Origin of the sequence: Pseudomonas sp. P5_109, from assembly GCF_034009455.1 — a bacterium.
Lineage (GTDB): Bacteria > Pseudomonadota > Gammaproteobacteria > Pseudomonadales > Pseudomonadaceae > Aquipseudomonas.
Genome location: NZ_CP125380.1, coordinates 4379170 through 4399260 on the forward strand (window position 1 = coordinate 4379170; position 20091 = coordinate 4399260).

At 61.6% G+C, this 20091-nt stretch carries 18 protein-coding genes; 8 read left to right on the plus strand and 10 right to left on the minus strand.

Going from position 1 to position 20091, the window contains the following annotated elements:
• Positions 1-4 precede the first annotated feature (4 nt).
• Positions 5-784 carry an ABC transporter substrate-binding protein gene (locus tag QMK54_RS19555; protein WP_110661597.1) on the minus strand — a complete coding sequence of 260 codons (780 nt, stop codon included), beginning with the start codon at positions 782-784 and terminating at the stop codon, positions 5-7.
• A 330-nt stretch (positions 785-1114) separates the two neighbouring features.
• Between QMK54_RS19555 and QMK54_RS19560 the strand changes: the two genes are divergently transcribed.
• Entirely contained in the window at positions 1115-1756 is a 642-nt protein-coding gene (locus QMK54_RS19560) for a type 1 glutamine amidotransferase (protein WP_110661595.1), read from the plus strand.
• Between the two features lie 162 nt (positions 1757-1918).
• On the opposite strand, the gene QMK54_RS19565 is transcribed toward QMK54_RS19560, so the two are convergent.
• Positions 1919-2353, minus strand: a complete 435-nt coding sequence (locus QMK54_RS19565; RefSeq protein ID WP_223596051.1) for a rhodanese-like domain-containing protein — start codon at positions 2351-2353, stop codon at positions 1919-1921.
• A 101-nt stretch (positions 2354-2454) separates the two neighbouring features.
• On the opposite strand from QMK54_RS19565, the gene ftrA reads away from it, so the two are divergent.
• Positions 2455-3429: a transcriptional regulator FtrA gene (gene ftrA, locus QMK54_RS19570; RefSeq protein WP_223596049.1), complete on the plus strand. Its 975-nt coding sequence runs from the start codon at positions 2455-2457 to the stop codon at positions 3427-3429.
• A gap of 107 nt (positions 3430-3536) precedes the next feature.
• Here ftrA and cobF read toward each other — a convergent pair whose 3' ends face one another.
• Together cobF and QMK54_RS19580 are read right to left on the minus strand one after the other, a co-directional pair.
• Positions 3537-4292 carry a precorrin-6A synthase (deacetylating) gene (gene cobF, locus QMK54_RS19575; protein ID WP_320401174.1) on the minus strand — a complete coding sequence of 252 codons (756 nt, stop codon included), beginning with the start codon at positions 4290-4292 and terminating at the stop codon, positions 3537-3539.
• Positions 4292-4864, minus strand: coding sequence for a histidine phosphatase family protein (locus QMK54_RS19580; RefSeq protein ID WP_110663263.1), 573 nt, complete (start codon positions 4862-4864; stop codon positions 4292-4294). The genes cobF and QMK54_RS19580 overlap by 1 nt, the downstream gene beginning before the upstream one ends.
• A 564-nt stretch (positions 4865-5428) precedes the next feature.
• On the opposite strand from QMK54_RS19580, the gene QMK54_RS19585 reads away from it, so the two are divergent.
• The 3 genes from QMK54_RS19585 to QMK54_RS19595 all read left to right on the plus strand — a co-directional run bounded on the left by QMK54_RS19585 (position 5429) and on the right by QMK54_RS19595 (position 8541).
• Positions 5429-6445 carry an arginine N-succinyltransferase gene (locus tag QMK54_RS19585; protein ID WP_320401175.1) on the plus strand — a complete coding sequence of 339 codons (1017 nt, stop codon included), beginning with the start codon at positions 5429-5431 and terminating at the stop codon, positions 6443-6445.
• 49 nt (positions 6446-6494) lie between these two features.
• Positions 6495-7529 (plus strand): arginine N-succinyltransferase, encoded by a 1035-nt coding sequence (astA, locus tag QMK54_RS19590; protein WP_320401176.1) that lies wholly within the window; start codon positions 6495-6497, stop codon positions 7527-7529.
• Positions 7530-7671: 142 nt separating this feature from the next.
• Positions 7672-8541, plus strand: a complete 870-nt coding sequence (locus QMK54_RS19595) for an isocitrate lyase/PEP mutase family protein (protein ID WP_007975765.1) — start codon at positions 7672-7674, stop codon at positions 8539-8541.
• 187 nt (positions 8542-8728) lie between these two features.
• On the opposite strand, the gene QMK54_RS19600 is transcribed toward QMK54_RS19595, so the two are convergent.
• Entirely contained in the window at positions 8729-9802 is a 1074-nt protein-coding gene (locus QMK54_RS19600) for a diguanylate cyclase (protein WP_110661110.1), read from the minus strand.
• Positions 9803-10001: 199 nt separating this feature from the next.
• On the opposite strand from QMK54_RS19600, the gene QMK54_RS19605 reads away from it, so the two are divergent.
• The 3 genes from QMK54_RS19605 to QMK54_RS19615 all read left to right on the plus strand — a co-directional run bounded on the left by QMK54_RS19605 (position 10002) and on the right by QMK54_RS19615 (position 14116).
• Positions 10002-11456 carry a flavin-containing monooxygenase gene (locus QMK54_RS19605; RefSeq protein WP_223593521.1) on the plus strand — a complete coding sequence of 485 codons (1455 nt, stop codon included), beginning with the start codon at positions 10002-10004 and terminating at the stop codon, positions 11454-11456.
• A gap of 22 nt (positions 11457-11478) precedes the next feature.
• Entirely contained in the window at positions 11479-12435 is a 957-nt protein-coding gene (locus QMK54_RS19610) for an alpha/beta fold hydrolase (protein ID WP_110661108.1), read from the plus strand.
• A 274-nt stretch (positions 12436-12709) separates the two neighbouring features.
• The gene (locus tag QMK54_RS19615) at positions 12710-14116 is read left to right on the plus strand and encodes a VOC family protein (protein ID WP_320401177.1); all 1407 of its coding nucleotides are present in this window, start codon (positions 12710-12712) and stop codon (positions 14114-14116) included.
• 325 nt (positions 14117-14441) lie between these two features.
• Here QMK54_RS19615 and QMK54_RS19620 read toward each other — a convergent pair whose 3' ends face one another.
• The 5 genes from QMK54_RS19620 to QMK54_RS19640 all read right to left on the minus strand — a co-directional run bounded on the left by QMK54_RS19620 (position 14442) and on the right by QMK54_RS19640 (position 20002).
• Positions 14442-14708 carry a hypothetical protein gene (locus QMK54_RS19620; RefSeq protein WP_320401178.1) on the minus strand — a complete coding sequence of 89 codons (267 nt, stop codon included), beginning with the start codon at positions 14706-14708 and terminating at the stop codon, positions 14442-14444.
• A 393-nt stretch (positions 14709-15101) separates the two neighbouring features.
• Positions 15102-15680 carry a hypothetical protein gene (locus tag QMK54_RS19625; RefSeq protein ID WP_110662025.1) on the minus strand — a complete coding sequence of 193 codons (579 nt, stop codon included), beginning with the start codon at positions 15678-15680 and terminating at the stop codon, positions 15102-15104.
• Positions 15681-15797: 117 nt separating this feature from the next.
• Positions 15798-16871 (minus strand): lipocalin-like domain-containing protein, encoded by a 1074-nt coding sequence (locus QMK54_RS19630; protein ID WP_320401179.1) that lies wholly within the window; start codon positions 16869-16871, stop codon positions 15798-15800.
• Positions 16861-19332: an ABC transporter permease gene (locus QMK54_RS19635; protein ID WP_320401180.1), complete on the minus strand. Its 2472-nt coding sequence runs from the start codon at positions 19330-19332 to the stop codon at positions 16861-16863. The genes QMK54_RS19630 and QMK54_RS19635 overlap by 11 nt, the downstream gene beginning before the upstream one ends.
• Position 19333: 1 nt before the next feature.
• Complete coding sequence (locus QMK54_RS19640; RefSeq protein WP_320401181.1) at positions 19334-20002, minus strand: ABC transporter ATP-binding protein; 669 nt, start codon at positions 20000-20002, stop codon at positions 19334-19336.
• Between the last annotated feature and the right edge of the window lie 89 nt (positions 20003-20091).

The following is a 20091-nucleotide window of genomic DNA, read 5'->3' on the forward strand; positions in this document are numbered from 1 at the left end:
TCGCTTACTCGCCGTAAACGTCAAACTTGAAGTACTTGTCCTGCACTTGCTTGTACTTGCCGTTGGCGCGGATGTCGGTGATGGCTTTGTTGAATTGCTCGGCCAGGGCAGTATCGCCCTTGCGCACGGCAATGCCGGCGCCGCCACCGAAGTATTTCGGATCGTTGTACTCAGGGCCGACGAAGGCAAAACCTTTACCGGCGTCGGTTTTCAGGAAACCGTCGTCCAGGTTGACCGAGTCGGCCAGCAGCGCGTCAATGCGGCCGGAGACCATGTCCAGGTTGGCTTCCTGCTGGGAGCCGTAGCGCACCAGGGCAATCCCCGCTGGTTGCAGCACTTCAGTGGCGAAGCGGTCGTGGGTACTGGCGCGCAGGACACCGACTTTCTTGCCCTTGAGCTCGGTCAGCGGGTCCTTGACGTCGGTGCCTTCCTTCATCACGAAGCGCGCCGGGGTGTGGTAGTACTTGATGGTGAAATCGACGTTCTTCTTGCGATCGTCAGTGATGGTCATGGACGACAGGATGGCGTCGATTTTCTTGACCTTCAGCGCGGGGATCAGGCCGTCGAACTCTTGCTCGACCCAGGTGCACTTGACCTTCATCTGCTCGCACAGGGCGTCGCCGATGTCCACGTCGAAACCGGTGAGTTTGCCGTCTGGGGTTTTCATCGAGAATGGCGGGTAGCCGGCTTCGATACCGATGCGGATCGGCTTGGCGTCTTCGGCCACGGCGGTCAGGGACAACATCGACAGTGCCAGGGCACCGAACATCACTAGCTTCTTCATTTATAACTCCTGTGTGCGGAGGCTTTTATTGGCAGCTTCGATTGGCAGCGTTCGGTCATGGCTTTGTGGGCGCAAACCGAAGTGGCCGGCAGTCTAGAGCGGCTACAGGCGGGTAAATTACGCCGAGGCGACAAATATTTATAAAAAAGTGGCGCCGGGATCGAGCCCAAGAGGCTAAAGCGCCATGACGGTGCAAAGTCTGTCGGACATGCCGCGTTTTCACGCCAGGCCTACAGCATTTTCGGCTGTATCCGACAAAACGGGACGACTGGCGACACCGGGTGTTTTACGGCACATTGAGCGCCCTTGCGTCCCATCGAGAGTAGCGCGATGCCCACGTTGAACCTGATCCAGCACCACCGCGCCGAAGGTCCCGGCGCCATCGCCGTTTGGGCCGAATCCCGAGGGCTGGCGCTGAAGGTGTTTCGCGCCGACCTCGGCCAATTGCCGCCCGTCAACGCCGATCCCGTGATCCTGCTGGGCGGGCCTTATGAATCCAATGCCGGCCCGGCCTGGCTGGAAGCCGAACGGCAATGGCTCGGAGGCAGTCTGGAGCTGGGTGCGGCCGTGTTCGCCATCTGCCTGGGGGCGCAGTTGCTGGCGTTGAGCCTGGGCGGGAATGTCCGGCGAATGGACCGGACCGAAACCGGATGGACCACGGTGACCTTTATCGATGGGCAAACGCTGAAGGTGCTGGAGTGGCACGAAGACGCCATCGACCTGCCGCCTGCCGCGCAGTTGTTGGCCAGCAGCGCGCACTGTGCGCAGCAGATGTACCGCGCCGGGCCGACGCGGCTGGGGTTGCAGTTTCATCCGGAGTGGAACGCCGAGTCGGTGGCCATGCTCAATGCGCATTTTGGCGATGAGTCGCCGTTGCCACGCGAGCCGCAGGACGGTGCGGATTACGCAGCGGTGGCCGGGTGGCTGGAGGCGACGCTGGATGAGTGGTGGGCGACTGCTGCCTGTAGCTGAAATACATAGCTGTGGCGAGGGGCTTGCCTGTGGCGAGGGGGCTTGCCCCCGTTGGAGTGCGAAGCGCTCCCAAAACTCTCGACCATTTCCGAGATTCTGGGGTTGCTGCGCAACCCAACGGGGGCAAGCCCCCTCGCCACAATGATCAGCGGTGTTTGAAGATCAGCATTCGCAACCAATCACGTCACGAGCGGGCCGCTGCACCCCGGCACTCAACTCAAACCCTTCATCCAGCCACCCGGTCACGCCGCCGATCATTTCCTTGACCGGATAACCCAGGGCCGCCAGTTTCACTGCTGCCTTGTTCGCGCCGTTGCAGTGCGGCCCGGCGCAATACACCACGAACAGGCTGTTCTTCGGATAATCGGCCAAGCCTTCGGCAGTCAGCAAACGCCCGGGAATGTTGATCGCTCCCGGTACATGCCCGCGTTCGAACGCCAGCGGGCCGCGCACATCCACCAGAATGAAATCGACTTCAGCGCCCTGCTGGCTGGCGTGAACGTCGGAACAATCAGTTTCGAAAGTCAGACGGTTACTGAAATGCATCAGGGCGATGGCCGATGGGGCGGCGGGAATTTCGCGAACCAGACTGGTCATGCTGTGTACTCCAAAGTATCGGTGGGTGTAGGAAGACTTTATCCGCCAGCCACTTGCAGCTAAAGTGGCGCACAAGACACTCACCGGGAACTTTCCGCCAAATGCACTCCAGCCCTGGATTGGTCGCGATTCTGGCCTACGACGGCCTCTGTACGTTCGAGTTCGGCATTGCCGTGGAGATCTTCGGCCTGGCACGACCCGAGTTCGATTTCCCGTGGTACGAGCATCGTATCGTCGCTGTCGATCAAGGCCCGATGCGTGCCATGGGCGGCATCCAGGTCCTGGCCGATGGCGGCATGGAAATGCTCGCCGATGCCCGCACCATCATCATCCCCGGCTGGCGCGACCGCAGTGCCGCGGTGCCGGCGGAACTGGTCGCCGCCCTGCGCCAGGCCCATGCGCGGGGGGCCCGGTTGCTGTCGATCTGCTCCGGTGTTTTCGTCCTCGCCGCCACCGGGTTGCTCGACGGGCGCGGTGCGACCACGCACTGGCGCTATACCTCGGAACTGGCCGAGCGTTTTCCCGGCATCCTGGTGGACCCGGACGTGCTGTATGTCGATTCCGGCCAGTTGATCACCTCCGCCGGCAGCGCGGCGGGCATCGATGCCTGCCTGCATCTGGTGGCACGGGATTTCGGCACCCAGGTGGCTAACTCCGTGGCGCGACGCCTGGTCATGTCGCCGCAACGCAGCGGTGGCCAGGCGCAATTCATTCCGACGCCGGTCAGTCCTACACCGCGCAGCGATCTTTCCCGCGTCATGCAGTGGGCCCGTGAGCGTCTGCACGAGCCGCTGGAAGTGCGCGACCTGGCCAGCGAAGCCGCCATGAGCGAACGCACCTTCCTGCGCCGCTTCACCGAGGCCAGTGGGCAGTCACCGAAAACCTGGTTGCAGCACGAACGCCTGGGCCGCGCCCGCGAACTGCTGGAAAGCAGCGACCAGAACACCGAGCAGATTGCCGAACGTTGTGGTTATCGCTCGGTGGAAAGCTTCCGGGTGGCCTTTCGCACAGTGGTTGGTGTGCCGCCGTCGGTGTATCGGGAGCGGTTTGGGCGTGGGGGCAGTGCTGGTTTTTGAGGTGTTCTCGAGGGCCTCTTCGCGAGCAAGCCCGCTCCCACATTTGAAATGCAGTTCCCTGTGGGAGCGGGCTTGCTCGCGAAGGCGTCAGCCCGGTCACCGACTAATCAAGGCTTGCGCAGCAGATAGGTATCCATGATCCAGCCATTGGCCAGCCGCGCAGCCTTGCGCACCCGTTCGATTTCATCCGCCACATCCTTGAGCTTGCCGCTGATCAGGATTTCGTCCGGCGTCCCCAAATAGGCGCCCCAGTAAATCTCGGTGTCCTGATCCACCACCTGACGGTAAGCATCCTGAGCATCGAGCATCACCACCAGGCTCTCGGCATCGCTCACCTGCCCCGCCGCCAAACGCCGGCCTGTGGTGATTTCAACCGAGCGGCCAATCTGGTTGAGCGGCACCTTGTGCTGTGCCGCCAATGCCTGGACGCTGGTAATGCCGGGGATGACCTCGAACTCGAACGCGCAGGCGCCCGCGGCCTGGATCGCCTGAAGAATACGAAGGGTGCTGTCGTACAGCGTCGGATCGCCCCACACCAGAAAACCACCACACTGGCCGTCGGATAATTCCTCGCTGATCAGCCGTTCGAAGATCTGCTGCTTGGCCAGGTTCAGATCGTCGACACTGGTCCTGTAGTCCACCTCACCGCGCTCGCGCTCCGGGCTGTGGGCTTCGACAAAACGGTAATCGGGGTCGCTGATGTAGCGCTCGCAGATTTCGCGCCGCAGATCGATGAGTTTGTCTTTGCTCTCACCCTTGTCCATGAGAAAAAAAACATCGACCTGATTCAGCGCCTTGACCGCCTGCATCGTGATGTAGTCGGGATTGCCGGCACCGATGCCGATAACCAGGAGTTTTTTCATCACCGCAGGTCCTCGGGGTCAGTGCCTGTCAACCGCAGCCGCCAGCGACCATGGAACCGCAACTCGACGGCCGACAGGGGTTCAACGTCGATCAGGCTGGACGACGCCCCCTGCAACACGTGCGTCAGCGCGGCGCGGATGACAAAGGGATGGGTAATGGCAACGATGTGCCCTGGCGTCGATTGCAACGCGGTCAACCACGCGCCGATCCGTTCCTCCAATTGCAGCAGCGACTCGCCACCGTGGGGCGCCGAAGCCGGGTCCACCAACCAATGCTGGAGTTCCTCGGCTGCAGTCTTTTGTAGCTCACTGATGCGCACACCGCCCCAACACCCGAAATCGCAGTCCTTCAGCGCATCGACAACCTCCGCTGCGCTGCCGAAAAGCCCGGCGGTTTGCCGGGTGCGCAATTCCGGGCCACAAGCAAGCCGTGGAGTACCCTCGAACTGATGGCAACGGGAAAGCCTGAGCGCTTGCCAATCCATCTCCAGAGGCTCGTCCAACGGAAAGCGCGCCAATTTCTGTGCGACGGTTCGAGCGTGGCAAATCAGGGTTAAACGGGTTGCCTGCACCAGGAATCACTCTATGGATGGAAAGGAACGCTGACCACAGGTGAGCGCCATTGCGCAATTGTGCCGCAAGAAAGCAGGCCCCGGGGGTTGTTTAATTTTCCCGCTTGAAAGGGGTTCCTTCAGACATTTCCTGGCAGATTTTCTGTGATGGCTGACGGCAACTGAGGCAACCACCTACAAGACCTTGCGACATCGGTGTAGCCCCTTGGCACAGGCATTTCGCCCCTTTTTCGGGCACTGCCTGACGGCGCAAAAATTAACTAGACAGGCAGTACGCGATAATTAAATACTCCTTTCAACGGACTGTTAAAAACTGTAACCCGCTCATCCAGCAGGAGCCCGGATGCCTTTCTCGAACACCCGATCAATGCGCCTGGCCAGGCATCACCTCCGGCCGAACTGTCCGTTCCTCGTTTAATGCGGTCCAGCACAAGAAGCATCTGACAAGAACAAGCGTGGCGCCTGACAACGTTCCGGCGACCACCGATTTAATGTGTGGAAAAACCGACAGTGATAGTCAGGTTCGGCTCAAGCCGCCGAATCGTTTGATACAGGAGTGTCTCCATGCTGGTCTTGCGTCCAGTCGAGTTGGCCGACCTGCCCCAGTTGCAGAGGCTGGCTCGTGAAAGTCTCGTGGGCGTAACGTCCCTGCCCGACGACAGTGAACGGTTGCGCGGTAAAATCCTCGATTCCTGTGCGTCGCTCGAGAAGGACGTCGAGGCTCATGGCCCGGAAAACTATTTCTTTGTGCTCGAAGACCTGGCGACGCAGCACCTGGTCGGCTGTTCGGAAATCCTCGCCACGGCGGGGTACAGCGAGCCGTTCTACAGCCTGCGCAACCGGCACTTCACCAGTGCTTCGAGGGAGCTGAACATCGAGCACGGCGTACCCGCCTTGTCGTTGTGCCACGACCTCAGTGGCCACACCCTGCTGCGCGGCTTCCATATCGATGCCGCACGGGAACGCAGCGCACAGTCCGAACTGCTGTCGAGGGCGCGCCTGCTGTTCATCGCCGCCCACGCCCGGCGTTTTTCCGAAACAGTGATCACCGAGATCGTCGGCTACAGCAGTGATGACGGCCACTCGCCATTTTGGGACGCCGTGGGCAAGCATTTCTTCGATTTGCCCTACGTCGAGGCCGAACGCCTGTGCGGCCTGCAGAGCCGCACCTTTCTCGCCGAACTGATGCCGCAGTATCCGATTTACGTGCCCATGCTGCCCCAGGCGGCACAGGACTGCATCGGCAGCATCCACCCCGACGGCCAGGAAGCCTTCGATATCCTTGAACGTGAAGGCTTCGAAACCAACAGTTACATCGATCTGTTCGACGGCGGCCCGACCCTGTATGCGCGCACGTCCGGCATTCGTTCCATCGCCCACAGCCAGTGCGCCATCACGCGGCCGGGAACTGTGATCGATCCCCGTGGCAGCTATCTGGTGAGCAACGATTCCTTGCAGGATTACCGGGCCATCGTCGCCGATCTTGAGTACATCAGCGGGCAACCCGTCACGCTTGACGCCGCCATGTGCGAGGCGCTGAAGGTGACCGAGGGCAGCCCGGTCAGGATGATCGCCCTGTGAGTAGCCGTCAGATTCAGCGCCCCAGCACACGCGAACAAGGAACAGCCGCATGATTGTCCGCCCGGTCCAGATCACCGACCTGCCCGCCCTGTTCACGCTGGTGCGCCAAGCCAGCCCGGGGCTTACCAGCCTGCCGGCCGACGAAGAACGCCTGGCCCACCGGATCCGCTGGGCCCAACGCACCTTCGCCGGGCAGGTCGACCGCGCCGATGCCGATTATCTGTTCGTGCTCGAGGACGACGAGCAGCAAGTGGTGGGCGTCAGTGCGCTGACGGGTGGCATCGGCCTGCGCGAGCCCTGGTACAACTACCGGGTAGGACTGACGGTCAGCGCGGCACCGGACCTGGGTATTCAGCGCCAGATGCAGACCCTGTTCCTGAGCAATGAATTGACTGGCCAATCGGAAATCTGCTCGCTGTACTTGCGCCCCGATCAGCGCCAGGGCAGCAACGGTCGTTTGCTTTCACTCGGGCGCTTGTTGTTTGTCGCCGAGTTTACGCAGCTGTTCGGCAACCGGCTCATCGCCGAACTGCGCGGCAGTGCCGACGAACGCGGTGGCTCGCCGTTCTGGGACAGCCTCGGCCGGCACTTTTTCAAGATGGATTTCAGCCACGCCGATCACTTGTCCGGGCTCGGCAACAAATCCTTCATCGCTGAACTCATGCCGCGCCAGCCGCTGTACACCTGCATGCTCACCGAACAGGCCCGGGCGGTGATCGGCAAGGCTCACCCCAATACCGAGCCAGCGCTGAAAATCCTCAGCGCCGAGGGGTTTGCCCACAAGGGCTACATCGATATCTTCGACGGCGGACCGGTCCTTGAAGCCCCGGTCTCCGGGATCCGCACCGTGCGCGATAGCCAGCCGCTGTCACTGGTCATCGGTTCGCTGGACGATAAGTCGCCCGTCTGGCTGATCCATAATCGCCGCCTGGAAAACTGTCGCATCACCTGCGCCCCGGCCAGGCAGATGGGCAACAGCCTGGTGGTTGATCGCCTGACCGCCAAGCGCTTGCAGCTGCAACCCGGCGACTCGGTGCGCGCCGTGCCGCTGCTTGACCAACGGCAGCAGGCCGTGGCGGCGTGACTTATCAGCTTCATTGTTGCGACGTCAATCGTCCTTACCCAGCAAATTCGTCATCATTCTCTCCCTGCGCGCGTGATAGCCTTTTATTTCTTCGGCGTTGACACTTTTGCTCAAGCCCTTCCATTCCATTGGTGGAACTCATATGTCCAGGCTTTCCCATCAAGATTTGCGCCGCAATTTTCGCCAACTGTTCGCCTCCAACACCTGCTACCACACGGCCTCGGTGTTCGACCCGATGTCGGCGCGCATCGCCGCCGACCTCGGCTTCGAAGTCGGGATCCTGGGTGGTTCGGTCGCCTCGTTGCAAGTGCTGGGCGCTCCTGACTTTGCGTTGATTACCCTCAGCGAATTCGCTGAACAGGCCACCCGCATCGGCCGTGTCGCCCAGTTGCCGGTGATTGCCGACGCCGACCACGGCTACGGCAACGCGCTGAACGTCATGCGCACCATCGTCGAACTCGAACGTGCCGGCGTCGCCGCGCTGACCATCGAAGACACCCTGCTGCCCGCGCAGTTCGGCCGCAAATCCACCGACCTGATCACGGTCGCCGAAGGCGTCGGCAAGATCCGCGCGGCACTCGAAGCCCGCTGCGATAAGGAAATGGCAATCATCGCCCGTACCCACGCCGGGATCCTGCCGGTGCAGGAAATCATCAGCCGCACCCGGCAATACCAGCAAGCCGGGGCCGACGGGATTTGCATGGTCGGCGTAAAAGACTTCGACCATCTGGAGCAGATCGCCGAGCACCTGAGCGTGCCGTTGATGCTGGTGACCTACGGCAACCCGCTGCTACGCGATGACAAGCGCCTGGCCGAACTGGGTGTGCGCGTGACCATCGACGGCCATGGCGCCTACTTCGCCGCGATCAAGGCGACTTACGACAGCCTGCGCGAACAACGCCAGATCCTCACCCAGACCTCGGACCTGAGCGCGACCGAACTGACCCACACCTACACGCAACCCGAGGAATACATCCGCTACGCGGAGGAATTCATGAGCGTGAAGGAATGATCGTTTAAACCGACACGCCGCCTTCGCGAGCAAGCCCGCTCCCACAAGGATCTTGGGTGAATACAAAATTTGTGTTCAACAGAAATCAACTGTGGGAGCGGGCTTGCTCGCGAAGGGGCCAGCACATCCAACACCACTGCCGCCTGACACACCGCCTTCGCGAGCAAGCCCGCTCCCACAGGCTTAGTCACACCGAGTTGAACAATTCGCGATGGGGTTTGCCGTTGCCGCAACAGATCACGCGGTTGCGCCCGGTGGTCTTGGCTTCGTACAGCGCATGATCGGCGTCGTTGAGCCAGAGTGTCGCGTCGGCGTGGGCCGGGTTGAATGACGCCAGGCCAATACTCAGGCTGACTTTCAGCGCCGGGTTCTGCTCGTAACCCAAGGTGGCGAAGCGATCGCGCAGGGCATCCATGACCACGGCGGCGCGGTTCAGGGGCAGGTCCGGGAGGATCACGCAGAACTCGTCACCGCCGTAGCGCCCGGCCACGTCGGTCGCCCGAAGGTTCTGCCGGAGCATTTTGCTCAACTGGCGCAAGACGATATCACCGGCGACATGGCCGTAGGTGTCGTTGATGGCCTTGAAATGGTCGATGTCGATCAGGGCAATCGCCCCGCCCTTTTGCTGGCGTTTGCAACGTTGAAACTCGACCTCCAGCTGGTCCTTCCAGGTGCCATGGTTGAGCAGGCCCGTCAGGCTGTCGGTACGGCTCAGTGCCAGCAGTTCACGCTTTTGACGGCCGAGGGTATGGGCCTGGCGGAAGCAGATCCAACCCAGCGCCAGCGGATACAGGCACAGCAACGGCAAACAGGCATAGAGCTGCAGCGGGCTGGTGGCGGGAATGAACGCCGGGGCGAAAATCTGCAAGCCAACACCCACGCCCAGCACTTGCGCGGCCGTCCCGGCCAACAGGAAGCGCATGCCGCCGATGGCCACGTTGTTCATGGCCATCATTGAAATGGTGGTCGCGCTGGGCAGTGGATTGAAATGCATCGCGGCAATCCAGAAGCCGCCGAGGAAAGCATCGATCAGCAGATTGCGGTGTTCAGCGTGATAAGGCGTCCTGGCCCGGCGCGCCCATTGGTAAGCCAGGTGCGGCCAGACCACGCCGTTGAACCACATGAATGCCCAGACCCACGGCGCCGGATCGAGTGGATACATCGCCGCGCTCACGCACACCAATCCCAGGGCCACCCCGAGGATTCGCGATGTATAGAGCCTCCTGGCCAATGAAAATCCCTTTCCTCCCGCTTTTGCCATAGGGCCTCTGTGCCACTCGACGGAATGCGATAACAGCCTGTGCCTGTTCGCTGGAGTCTATCAGGGCGAGATCAAATAGCCATCACCGGTCGGCAGACTGAATATCGCGACATCACGCCCGCATAAAAGCAAAAGCCTCGTCTGCAGAAACGGCTATACATGAAAGAAGGGGATGATCGATGACCATAAGAGGAGGCCCATGCAGACCTTTCAAGTATTGATCATTGGCAGCGGATTTGGCGGCCAATGTGCTGCAATCAATTTGCTCAAGGCCGGCATCGATGATTTTCGCCTGCTGGAGCGCCGGGCGTTCTTCGGCGGTACCTGGTGCCAGAACACCTACCCCGGCGCGGCAGTCGACGTGCCCTCGCCGCTGTATTCCTTGTCTTTCGCCCCGTATCGCTGGTCGCAAATGTTCGCCGAACAGGCCGAACTGCATCGCTACACCCGCCATGTGGTGGAACATTTCGGCCTGCGGGACAAGGTGGAACTGGACACGAATGTCGAGGGCATAGAGTGGGACGACACCAGCAAGCGCTGGATCGTCTGCACCGCCGGCAAAGGCACGTTTTGCGCGCAGTTCCTGATCAATGCGACCGGGCCGCTGAGCCAGCCGGTGGTGCCCCGCTTCGACGGACAGGAGCGCTTTGGCGGCAAGACGTTTCACACCAATAACTGGGATCACAGCTACGACTATCGGCAAAAACGCGTGGCCATCGTCGGCAGCGGCGCCAGTGCGGCCCAGGTGATTCCGGCCATTGCCCCGGACGTCGGGCACTTGCATGTATTCCAGCGCACACCCCACTGGGTATTACCCCGGGCTGACCGCAGCTTCGGCCGTTTCCAGCGCTGGCTGCTGGGGCTCAAACCCGCCTACAAGCTGCTGCGTTGGGGGATCTACTGGCAATTCGAAACCCGGGTGATTGCCTTCAAGTATTCGAAGCCGGCGGTGCACATGGTCCAGCGCCAGGCCCTGCGTTTTCTCAAGCGCCAGGTGCCGGACGCCGAACTGCGGCGCAAACTGACGCCGGACTACACCATCGGCTGCAAGCGGGTGATTCTGTCCAGCACGCTGTACCCGGCACTGGCCCGCCGCAACGTGACACTGCACAGCCGCGAACAAGGCATCGCCGCCATCGACGAAACCGGCATCGTTACCCACGATGGCCAGCACATCGACCTCGACCTGATCGTCTGGTCCACCGGCTACGACGCCACCGACGGGGTGATTTCCTACCCGGTCACGGGCAAAAACGGCACCCGCCTGAAGGATGTCTGGGCGCAGTACCCACGGGCCTACTTGGGCACTGCCCTGCCCGACTTTCCCAACCTGTTTATCGTCACCGGGCCGAACACCGGCATCGGCCATACCTCGGCGCTGTTCATCATCGAATCGCAGATGAACTACATCCTCGATTGCATTCGCACCTTGAAGACTCAAGGTTTGCGCAGCATCGAAGTTCGCCATGAGGCGGAACGTACCTACACTGAAATGATCCACCGGGAAATGGAACGTACCGTGTGGAAGTCCGGTGGTTGCCACAGTTGGTATCAAAGCAAGAGCGGTCATGTGATTGCCATGTTTCCAGGGTTCAGCTTCAGCTTTCATCGCTTGACCCGAGCGCTGAAACCCGCCGATCACATTTTGTCCTGAGCAGATAGAAAGGAGACGCGTGATGCTTTTGTTGTTCGTCGTTCTCGCAGTTTTCGTCACCTGGAGCTGGCTTACCTACCCGGCCATCGGCTACTGGCTCTATGACTTGAACATGGCGGCCGAGGCCAAGCTGTACCGGCTGCACAAAATCGTCGTGCCCATCCCCGAGATGACCGTCTCGACCTGGCAAGGCGGGCCCTACGAAGCCACCAGCAGTGTGCTGATGCTCCACGGTTTCAGCGCCGACAAGAACCTCTGGCTGCGTTTCGCCCGGCACTTCGTCGGCAGCCATCGAGTGATCATCCCGGACATCGCCGGCCATGGCGAAACCGGCTTCAAGGCCGGTGGCGGCTATGACATCCCACTGCAGGCCAAGCGCATGATCCAGTTGCTGGACGTGTGCGGCGTCGAGAAAGTCCATGTCATTGGCAACTCCATGGGGGGCTACATGGCGGCGTGGCTCGCGGCCAATTACCCGGAGCGCATTGTGTCCGTGGCGCTGATCGACCCGGCGGGGGTTACCGCGCCCGAGCCCAGTGATCTGGAGCGGCATTTGGCCAAGGGCCACAACCCGTTCCTGATTCACTCGCGCGAAGAATTCCAGCGCTTCTACGCGATGACCATGGCTTCGCCGCCCTGGGTACCGAAGCTGGTGCTCGATGCCGTCGCCCAACGCTATGAACAGTCCCGCGAGGAGCTGGAGGAAATCTTCCGGGATTTCCGCGCCAGCCCGCCGATGGAGCCGCACCTGCCCGACATCAGCGCCCCGGCGCTGTTGCTGTGGGGGCGCAAGGACCGGTTGATCGATGTCAGCAGCGTGGCGGTCTGGAGCAAGGGCATCGCCGACCTGCGCGTGCACATTTGGGACGCCATCGGGCACATGCCCATGGTGGAAGCGCCTACCGGTTCGGCGCGCCTGTATCGCGAGTTTTTGGCATCGCTGCGATCGGAGAGTCCACAGGATCAACGACTGCACTAGGGGGGGCGTTCTCAATTAGTTTCCCTACCGCGCCGGGTTGTGCCTTAAAGCTGGCCATGCTGCGTTGCAGGCCTTGGGAAGGGAACAACCATTCCCAGCGGCCTACGCCTTGCCTGGCCAGCTTTAAGGCGACAACGCGGTGGGGAAACTAATTGAGAACGCCCCCTCGCAGTCCTTTGAAGAATGAAGTTCGTCAGAAACTTCGTTTGTCGGTGACGCGCAAGGCTGCGATCTTTCTTGCATCCTTTACGTCACCGCGCCAGGAATCCTGTTCATGAACCAGCCGAACTTCGTCAGCCCTGACCTGATCCGCCAACGCTTCTCCAAAGCGATGTCCGACATGTATCGCGAGGAAGTGCCGTTGTACGGCGCGTTGATGGAACTGGTGGAGCAGACCAACCGTCACGTACTGGACAGCGATTCGCAAGTCGCGCAACAGCTCACGAGCACCGGCGAAATCGAGCGCCTGGACCTGGAGCGTCATGGGGCGATCCGCGTCGGCACGGCCGATGAGCTGGCGACCCTCGCCCGCCTGTTCGCGGTGATGGGCATGCAACCGGTGGGTTACTACGACCTGACACCGGCCGGCGTACCGGTGCATTCCACGGCTTTTCGCGCGGTGCATGAAGCGGCGTTGCAGGTCAGCCCGTTCCGGGTGTTCACCTCGCTGTTGCGCCTGGAATTGATCGAAGACCTGGAACTGCGCGCGTTCGCCCAGTCGATGCTCGACCGGCGCTCGATCTTCACGCCCATGGCCCTTTCTCTCATCGACCGTGCTGAAACCCAAGGTGGCCTGACCGAGCAGCAAGCCCTGGAGTTCGTCGAACAGGCCCTGGAGACATTCCGCTGGCACCACAGCGCCACCGTCACTGCCGAGCAGTATCAACAACTCAGCGCCCAGCATCGTCTGATCGCCGACGTAGTGGCGTTCAAGGGCCCGCACATCAACCACCTGACTCCACGAACCCTGGATATCGACATCGTCCAGGCGCAAATGCCGGCCCATGGCATTACCCCCAAGGCGGTGATCGAAGGCCCGCCCCGCCGCCAGTGCCCGATCCTGCTGCGCCAGACCAGTTTCAAGGCCCTGGACGAGCCAATTGCCTTCACCGATCAAAATGAGGCGCGTGGCAGCCACAGCGCCCGTTTCGGCGAGATCGAGCAGCGCGGTGCTGCCCTCACGCCCAAAGGCCGCGCCCTTTACGACCGCTTGCTCAATGCCGCGCGGGACGAACTCAAGGACTTCCCCAACGAAGCCAATGCCGCGCGCTATAACGCCCTGATGGCGCAGCATTTCAGCGAGTTCCCTGACACTTGGGAAGGCATGCGCCAACAGGGCCTGGCTTACTTCCGCTACTTTGTGACGGAAAAAGGCCTGGCCGTGGAGGACCTGAAAAACGCCGCCCTGGAAGACCTGCTCAGCGGCGGTTACCTGCGGGTTGAACCGCTGGTGTACGAAGACTTCCTGCCGGTCAGCGCGGCGGGGATTTTCCAGTCAAACCTGGGGGACGCCGCGCAAACCCGTTATGGCGTGCACTCCAACCAGCAGGCATTCGAAAAAGCCCTGGGGCGCCCGACGATTGATGAACTGGAACTGTATGCCCAGAGCCAGCGGCGCTCGATCGAACAGTGTTTCGCCGAGTTGGCCGATGTTGTTCAAGCCAATGAAAAACAGGACTGAACGACTTCTCACTACTCGGCAAAAAAGGGTTCTTCGCGCAATCCCGGTAAAGACCGGTAACGCAATACCTGTAGGGGCCGGCTTGCTGGCGATGGACTCAAGTGCGCCGGGTTTATCCAGTTCACACGCGTTATCGTTAACGACCATCGCTGGCAAGCCAGCTCCTACAAGGACCGCGTCCGAACGCCAAACTGTAGGAGCCGGCTTGCTGGCGATGGGCTCCAGTGCGCCGCGTTTATCCAGTCCACACGCGTAATCGTTAACGACCATCGCTGGCAAGCCAGCTCCTACAGCGCCGCGTTTATCCGATTTACGCGCGTTATCGTTAACGACCATCGCTGGCGTCCGGGTGGAAATGATGTGAACGCCAAACTGTAGGAGCCGGCTTGCTGGCGATGGACGCAAGTGCGCCGCGTTTATCCAGTTCATGCGCGTAATCGTTAACGACCATCGCTGGCAAGCCAGCTCCTACAGCGCCGCGTTTATCCAGGTCACACGCGTTATCGTTAACGACCATCGCCAGCAAGCCAGCTCCTACAGCGCCGCGTTTATCCAGTTCATATGCGTTATCGTTAACCACCATCGCCAGCAAGCCGGCTCCTACAAGGGACCGTGACCATGCCAAAAATGAAGTAGCCTCCAAACCAGTGAAAGTCAAAAAAAACGGGCGACCTGCAGGTCGCCCGTTTTTTGTATCCGAAACTTTCAATACAGCAAAGAAAGTGTTCGCCCAGTGCACTGGCCTCGGCAATCCATGCACTGGTAAAGAGCCCTACACTGGGCGAACGGAAGGTATTTTAGTAGAAGTGGCTAAATATGTCCGTGCAGCAAAGATGAAATTTATCGACATTATATTTAATAAAATGTCGACTCAAATCCAATCCCGCCCCGAACTACAAACTCACCAGTTAGAACATACGAGTTGATTATTTCTATACAAAACTTGCACAAAAACAATCAACCCGTATAGAGCCAATACTCAATATTAGTGCTTGCTGGTCACCGTCAATATATCGGTGTAAACCACGTTCACGCTTTGCCCGACTTTCAAGTCCTTGAGTTTGGCCTGGACTTCAGGTCGCTTGACGTCGACGGTCTTGGACTTGCCTTCCGGGTTTTCGAAGGTCACCTGGTTTTTCTTCAGGTCGATGTGAGTGATTTTCAGCTGCACTTTCACCTGACGATAAGCTTCGCCGCCAGGGTTGGCGCTACCTGGCGCTGCGCGGATTTCACCGGTGGCTTCGGCGGTGCCAGGCAGGCCTTTGTCGACATCGGTGTCGAGGTAGGCCGCAACGGCGCTGGTGACCCTGATGTCGACCGTATCGCCGGCCTTGAGATTGCCGAGGTTTTTCGCCTTGTCGGTCAGTTGCACAGGGAACTCGTTACCCTGTGGGCCTTTGAGGACCACGGAATGGTTCGCGGTATCAACCGAAACGACGGTGGTGCTGACCTGATCAGCCACCACGACTTCGGACAACGGGATATCGGCGGCAACCGCGCCAAAACTGGCGGCAGACAGCAAGGTTGCGAGGGTTATGGCTTTGGTCAGTGCGTGGCGTTTCATAAGCAGAACTTTCCCTGTGATAGATGGCAACAGACGGCGTTGAACCCAGGCTCAACGCCATGTGTGGGATGAGCATAGACGCTGTTCGGCGAGTGGTCGCTGCGGGCCGCTGATTTTCTAATACCCGGTCATTTCCAGATATCCGTTTCCTGCATGGCTGCCACTGAGGCGCACCGGGCCTTCCCAGTATGGTATGCGCAAATTCATCCAGGCCTGGGGATTGAGTGCGGTGAGGGTGACATCAAGGTGTTTGGCGGGGATTTTGATCGACCAGCGAACGGGCATCTCGCGCCCGGCTACGCTGGCGCTGTCCTGCGGCGTGAGGCTGATGTCGTTGGCGTGCAGCAACTGCGTGTGCCCCCGGGCGTCGATCCAGGTGCCGGTGAGGTATGGCGCTCCGTCCTTTTGCCGCATGCGATACAGCATCACCTGCTCGCCGCTGTCCAGGTGCAGGGAGAACCAGTCCCAGCCGGTCTGGTTGCTCGTCAGCGGTTGGCTGCTCCATTCGCGGTCGAGCCAGGCCGGGCCACTGACCTGAAAAGTCTGGCCGTCGATGTCGAGGGTGCCGCTGGCCTGGAAAAACGGCTGGCTGTAGTAGTAGGAAGCCTGCCCCTGTTCGGATTTCTGGCTGAACCCCTGCTCCCCCTGAAGCACCAGCGGACCTGTGGAGGTCAACCGCAACCGATAGCTGAAACGCGGGTCGCGGGCGCTGAGCAGCACGTCGGCCAACGGGTTGTCGGCCGTCGTCTGGCTGCTCAAGCGCCAGTCGTCGATCCACGCATTGAACGGCGTGAGGCTGACTCCGGCCTGGCCGACGCCGCCACGGGCATAGCGTTCGGCCGCGTGATGCGCCGTCGCCGACGTCACCGCCGCATGACCGAGCCAGATCGTCTGGTTCTGCCAACCCGCCACCTCGGGGGTGGCTTTCAAGGCGCTGCGGAACAACGTCCATTGCGCGCCGAATTCATGCCCTTGATCGTCTTTCAGGTTAGCCGTGACGTACCACCATTCGATGCGAAAGCCGTCGTGCGGGCCGTGATCCGCCGGGAAGCTGAACACCCGACCGGGCACCACCGTGGTGAACGCAGCGGCCTGGTTGCCCAGCCCGGCAAACCCCTTTTCGACCGGCGCCGGTTGATCGCAACCGCTCGCCAGCAGCGCCAGGAGCAACACACAGGCCTTAATCTTCATGGGCAAACGTGCGCAGCAAGTCCGCCGGTTGCGTGCGGTACAAACGGTACAACGGCCAGGCTGACGCCAGCAGCGTCGCCACCAGCGCCAACCCCATCAATTGCAACAGTTGCCATGGAAACAGCCGCAACGGCAGGCGCCAGCCAAAAGCCTGCACATTGATCACGGAGTCCAGGCACCACGCCAGGGCGATGCCCAACGGCAACGCCAGCACCAGGGTCAGCAGCGCCAGCAACCAGGTTTGCCCGAGGTTGAGCAACATCAGATGCCGACGCGTCACGCCCAGCGCCCACAGCGGCGCCAGTTGCCCGAGACGGCTCTGGCTTTGGGTCAACAGGCTGATGAACAGCGCCACGCCGGCCACGCACAACGTCAGGCTGTTGAGTGCGGCGGTGGCGGCGAAGGTGCGTTCGAAGACTTGCGTGGACCAGCCCTTGAGCCGCGCCTGATCGACGATGCGGCTGTCGTCCAAGCTAAAACGCGCCTGCAATGCCGTGACGAACGCCGGGATCGACACCGGTTCGATGCGCAGGTTGAAGCGGTTCGGGGTCAATTGCGGCCAACCGCGCAAAAGGTGCTTGATATTGACCAGAATGTGGCCCTTGGGATTGCCATAGTCGGCGTAGATCCCGACGATCCGTGGCGACCATGGACCGGTAGGCGTCGGCAGCGACAGGTGATCACCCAGCTGCACGCGCAGGCGCCGGGCCAGTTGCTCGCTGAGCATCACCGCATCGTCCTTGGCCAGTCGCTCCCAAGGGTTGTCGCCCAGGGCTTCGAGCAACGGCCAGTGCTGGCGATAGGTCGGGTGGTCGATGACGCCGGACAGGTCGGTTGGCCAGCCCTGCAACTGGATCGACACCTGCCAGTTGGGCAGCACCGCCGCCAGTTGCGGCTGCTGGTTGAGCCAGCCGTGCAGCTCCCGGGCCTGGTCCGGGTTCTGCGGGTTGAGGTAAAGCTCGGCCGTCAGCCGTTGTTCGAGCCAGTCGCTGAAGGTCTGGCGAAACCCGGCGGTCATGCTGCCGGCCCCGATGTTCGCCGCCATGGCCAACAGCAGCGCCATCAGCGCCAGGCTCAAGGCCGGCAACTGCTGGCGGCAATCGGCGACAAACCACTGGCCAAGCACCGAGCGGCTGCGCTGCGAAACGAAACCGAGCAGCGCACTGAGCACCACCGGCAATGCCAGCGCGGCCCCGATCAACAGCGCCGCCATCAACACGAAGCCACTGATCAGGCTGTCGCCGAAGATCAGCGCCAGCAGCCCGATTACCCCGGCGATTGCCGCCACCCAACCCTGACGGCGCAACCAGCGGGCATGGGCCTGATGCCAGGCTTGTGGGTCGGCCAGCGCCAGCAAGGGCAACCGCGCCGCCCGCAACAAGCTGTTGACTCCGGCCAGCAGCGCACCGATCAAGCTCAAACCGATACCACTGAACCACCACCAAGGGCTGAGGTTCAACTGCCCCGCCACTTCGGCACCGTAGAGGCCGCGCAGGCTGGCGGCGACGTCCGGCAACAGCATGCCGGCCAGCAGGTAGCCGCTGACCACCCCGGCCACGCCGCCGATCAGGGCCAATCCACCCAATTCGACGGCCAGACAAGCGATCAGCATCCGCGCACTCACGCCGCAGGCACGCAGGGTCCGGAGCAAACCTCGCCGTTGCTCCAGCGCCAGCCCGATGGCGGCGTGCACGATAAACAGGCCGACCACGAACGACAGCACCCCCAGGGCCTCGAGGTTCAGGTGAAAGCTTTCGGTCAGGCGCGCCAGGTTGTTTTCTTCACCGGCGCGCTTGAGTTGCAGCTGCCCCATGAACGCGTCCGGCAGGGTTGCGGTGAAATCCTTCGGCAGCAGCAGACGCGACAACTGCTCCGGCAACCCCAGGATCCGCTGGGCAAAACCGATGTCCACCAGCAGCACGCCGGGTGCCATATCGGCCTGTACATGCAGCGGCGGTAGCGCCACGCCCGCCAGGTTCTGTGGCTGCTCACCTTCGCGAAAACCCAGTGTCTGCAGGGTTTGCGAGGAGATCCAGGTAGCGCCCGGCGGGCTGAAAAAATCGACCACCTGTTCAATCGCCAAGGCCTGCCCGGCCACCGCCGCGCCCGCCGGCAGCGACACCGGCTCGATGCCCATCAATTGCAGGCGCTGCTCTTCATGGCCCTTGAGCGTGACCCGCCCCTGCAGCACCGGTGACACCGGCCACCCGGACCGGCGCAGATCGATAAACCATTGCTGGGGGAACGTACCGCCACCGGGCGCACTGAGGCTGGCCTGAGGCTCGCCGCCGATCAACTGACTGGCGCGGGCATAGCTGTCGCGGGCCTGGCTGTTGAGTGCCTGGACGCCGGTCAACAGGCTGGTGGCCAGCCACAACCCGGTCAGCACACTGAAAAACTGTACCGGATGCTGCCGCCAGTGGCTGAGCAGCGCGCGCAGGGTTTCGCCGAAGATGCGCATGTCAGCGCTCACCCGCACCGGCCAGGCGACCACCGCACAGCAGCGCTTTTTCCGCCAAGCGCGCCGCCACACCGGGACTGTGGGTGACCATCAACAGGCTGGTGGGACTGTCGTCGAGCAACTCCAGGAGCAACTGCAACACCTCGGCACCGGTGGCTTCGTCGAGGCTGCCGGTGGGCTCGTCGGCCAGCAGCAATGGCGGGCGCGACGCCAGCGCCCGGCCCAGCGCGACCCGTTGCTGCTGGCCGCCGGACAGTTGCTCCGGGTAGCGCCGCAGCAGCTCGCCCAAGCCCAGGCGCTGCACCAGATGCGCCTGCCAGCGCGGGTCATGGCGCCCCGCCAGACGCGCCTGGATCGCCAGGTTGTCTTCGACCCGCAGGCTGCCGATCAGGTTGAATTGCTGGAACACCAGGCCGATTTCCGTACGGCGCCAGTTCGCCAGTTGTCCTTCATTCATCTGTTCCAGACGATGCCCGCCACTGCGGATGCTGCCGCGATCGACCTTGTCCAGACCGGCGATCAGGTGCAGCAAGGTGCTTTTGCCACTGCCTGACTCGCCCATCAGCGCCAGGCTGCTGCCGGGCTTGAGCGTGAGGTCGACGCCTTGCAGCACCGGCAGCGGCCCCTGCGGTGTGGCGTAGCTTTTGAAAACGCCGTGGACTTCAAGCATGGGTCAACCTGCTGGATATGCGTGGCCCAAGGATAGCGGCCCTGAATGGTTTTTGTCCGGTGACGATCATCGCCCCGCCCGCCCATCGC

Coding starts and splice junctions, on each gene's coding strand:
- QMK54_RS19555 (WP_110661597.1), bottom strand. CDS start 784: ATGAAGAAGCTAGTGATGTTCGGTGCCCTGGCACTGTCGATGTTGTCC.
- QMK54_RS19560 (WP_110661595.1), top strand. CDS start 1,115: ATGCCCACGTTGAACCTGATCCAGCACCACCGCGCCGAAGGTCCCGGC.
- QMK54_RS19565 (WP_223596051.1), bottom strand. CDS start 2,353: ATGACCAGTCTGGTTCGCGAAATTCCCGCCGCCCCATCGGCCATCGCC.
- ftrA (WP_223596049.1), top strand. CDS start 2,455: ATGCACTCCAGCCCTGGATTGGTCGCGATTCTGGCCTACGACGGCCTC.
- cobF (WP_320401174.1), bottom strand. CDS start 4,292: ATGAAAAAACTCCTGGTTATCGGCATCGGTGCCGGCAATCCCGACTAC.
- QMK54_RS19585 (WP_320401175.1), top strand. CDS start 5,429: ATGCTGGTCTTGCGTCCAGTCGAGTTGGCCGACCTGCCCCAGTTGCAG.
- astA (WP_320401176.1), top strand. CDS start 6,495: ATGATTGTCCGCCCGGTCCAGATCACCGACCTGCCCGCCCTGTTCACG.
- QMK54_RS19595 (WP_007975765.1), top strand. CDS start 7,672: ATGTCCAGGCTTTCCCATCAAGATTTGCGCCGCAATTTTCGCCAACTG.
- QMK54_RS19600 (WP_110661110.1), bottom strand. CDS start 9,802: ATGGCAAAAGCGGGAGGAAAGGGATTTTCATTGGCCAGGAGGCTCTAT.
- QMK54_RS19605 (WP_223593521.1), top strand. CDS start 10,002: ATGCAGACCTTTCAAGTATTGATCATTGGCAGCGGATTTGGCGGCCAA.
- QMK54_RS19610 (WP_110661108.1), top strand. CDS start 11,479: ATGCTTTTGTTGTTCGTCGTTCTCGCAGTTTTCGTCACCTGGAGCTGG.
- QMK54_RS19615 (WP_320401177.1), top strand. CDS start 12,710: ATGAACCAGCCGAACTTCGTCAGCCCTGACCTGATCCGCCAACGCTTC.
- QMK54_RS19625 (WP_110662025.1), bottom strand. CDS start 15,680: ATGAAACGCCACGCACTGACCAAAGCCATAACCCTCGCAACCTTGCTG.
- QMK54_RS19630 (WP_320401179.1), bottom strand. CDS start 16,871: ATGAAGATTAAGGCCTGTGTGTTGCTCCTGGCGCTGCTGGCGAGCGGT.
- QMK54_RS19635 (WP_320401180.1), bottom strand. CDS start 19,332: ATGCGCATCTTCGGCGAAACCCTGCGCGCGCTGCTCAGCCACTGGCGG.
- QMK54_RS19640 (WP_320401181.1), bottom strand. CDS start 20,002: ATGCTTGAAGTCCACGGCGTTTTCAAAAGCTACGCCACACCGCAGGGG.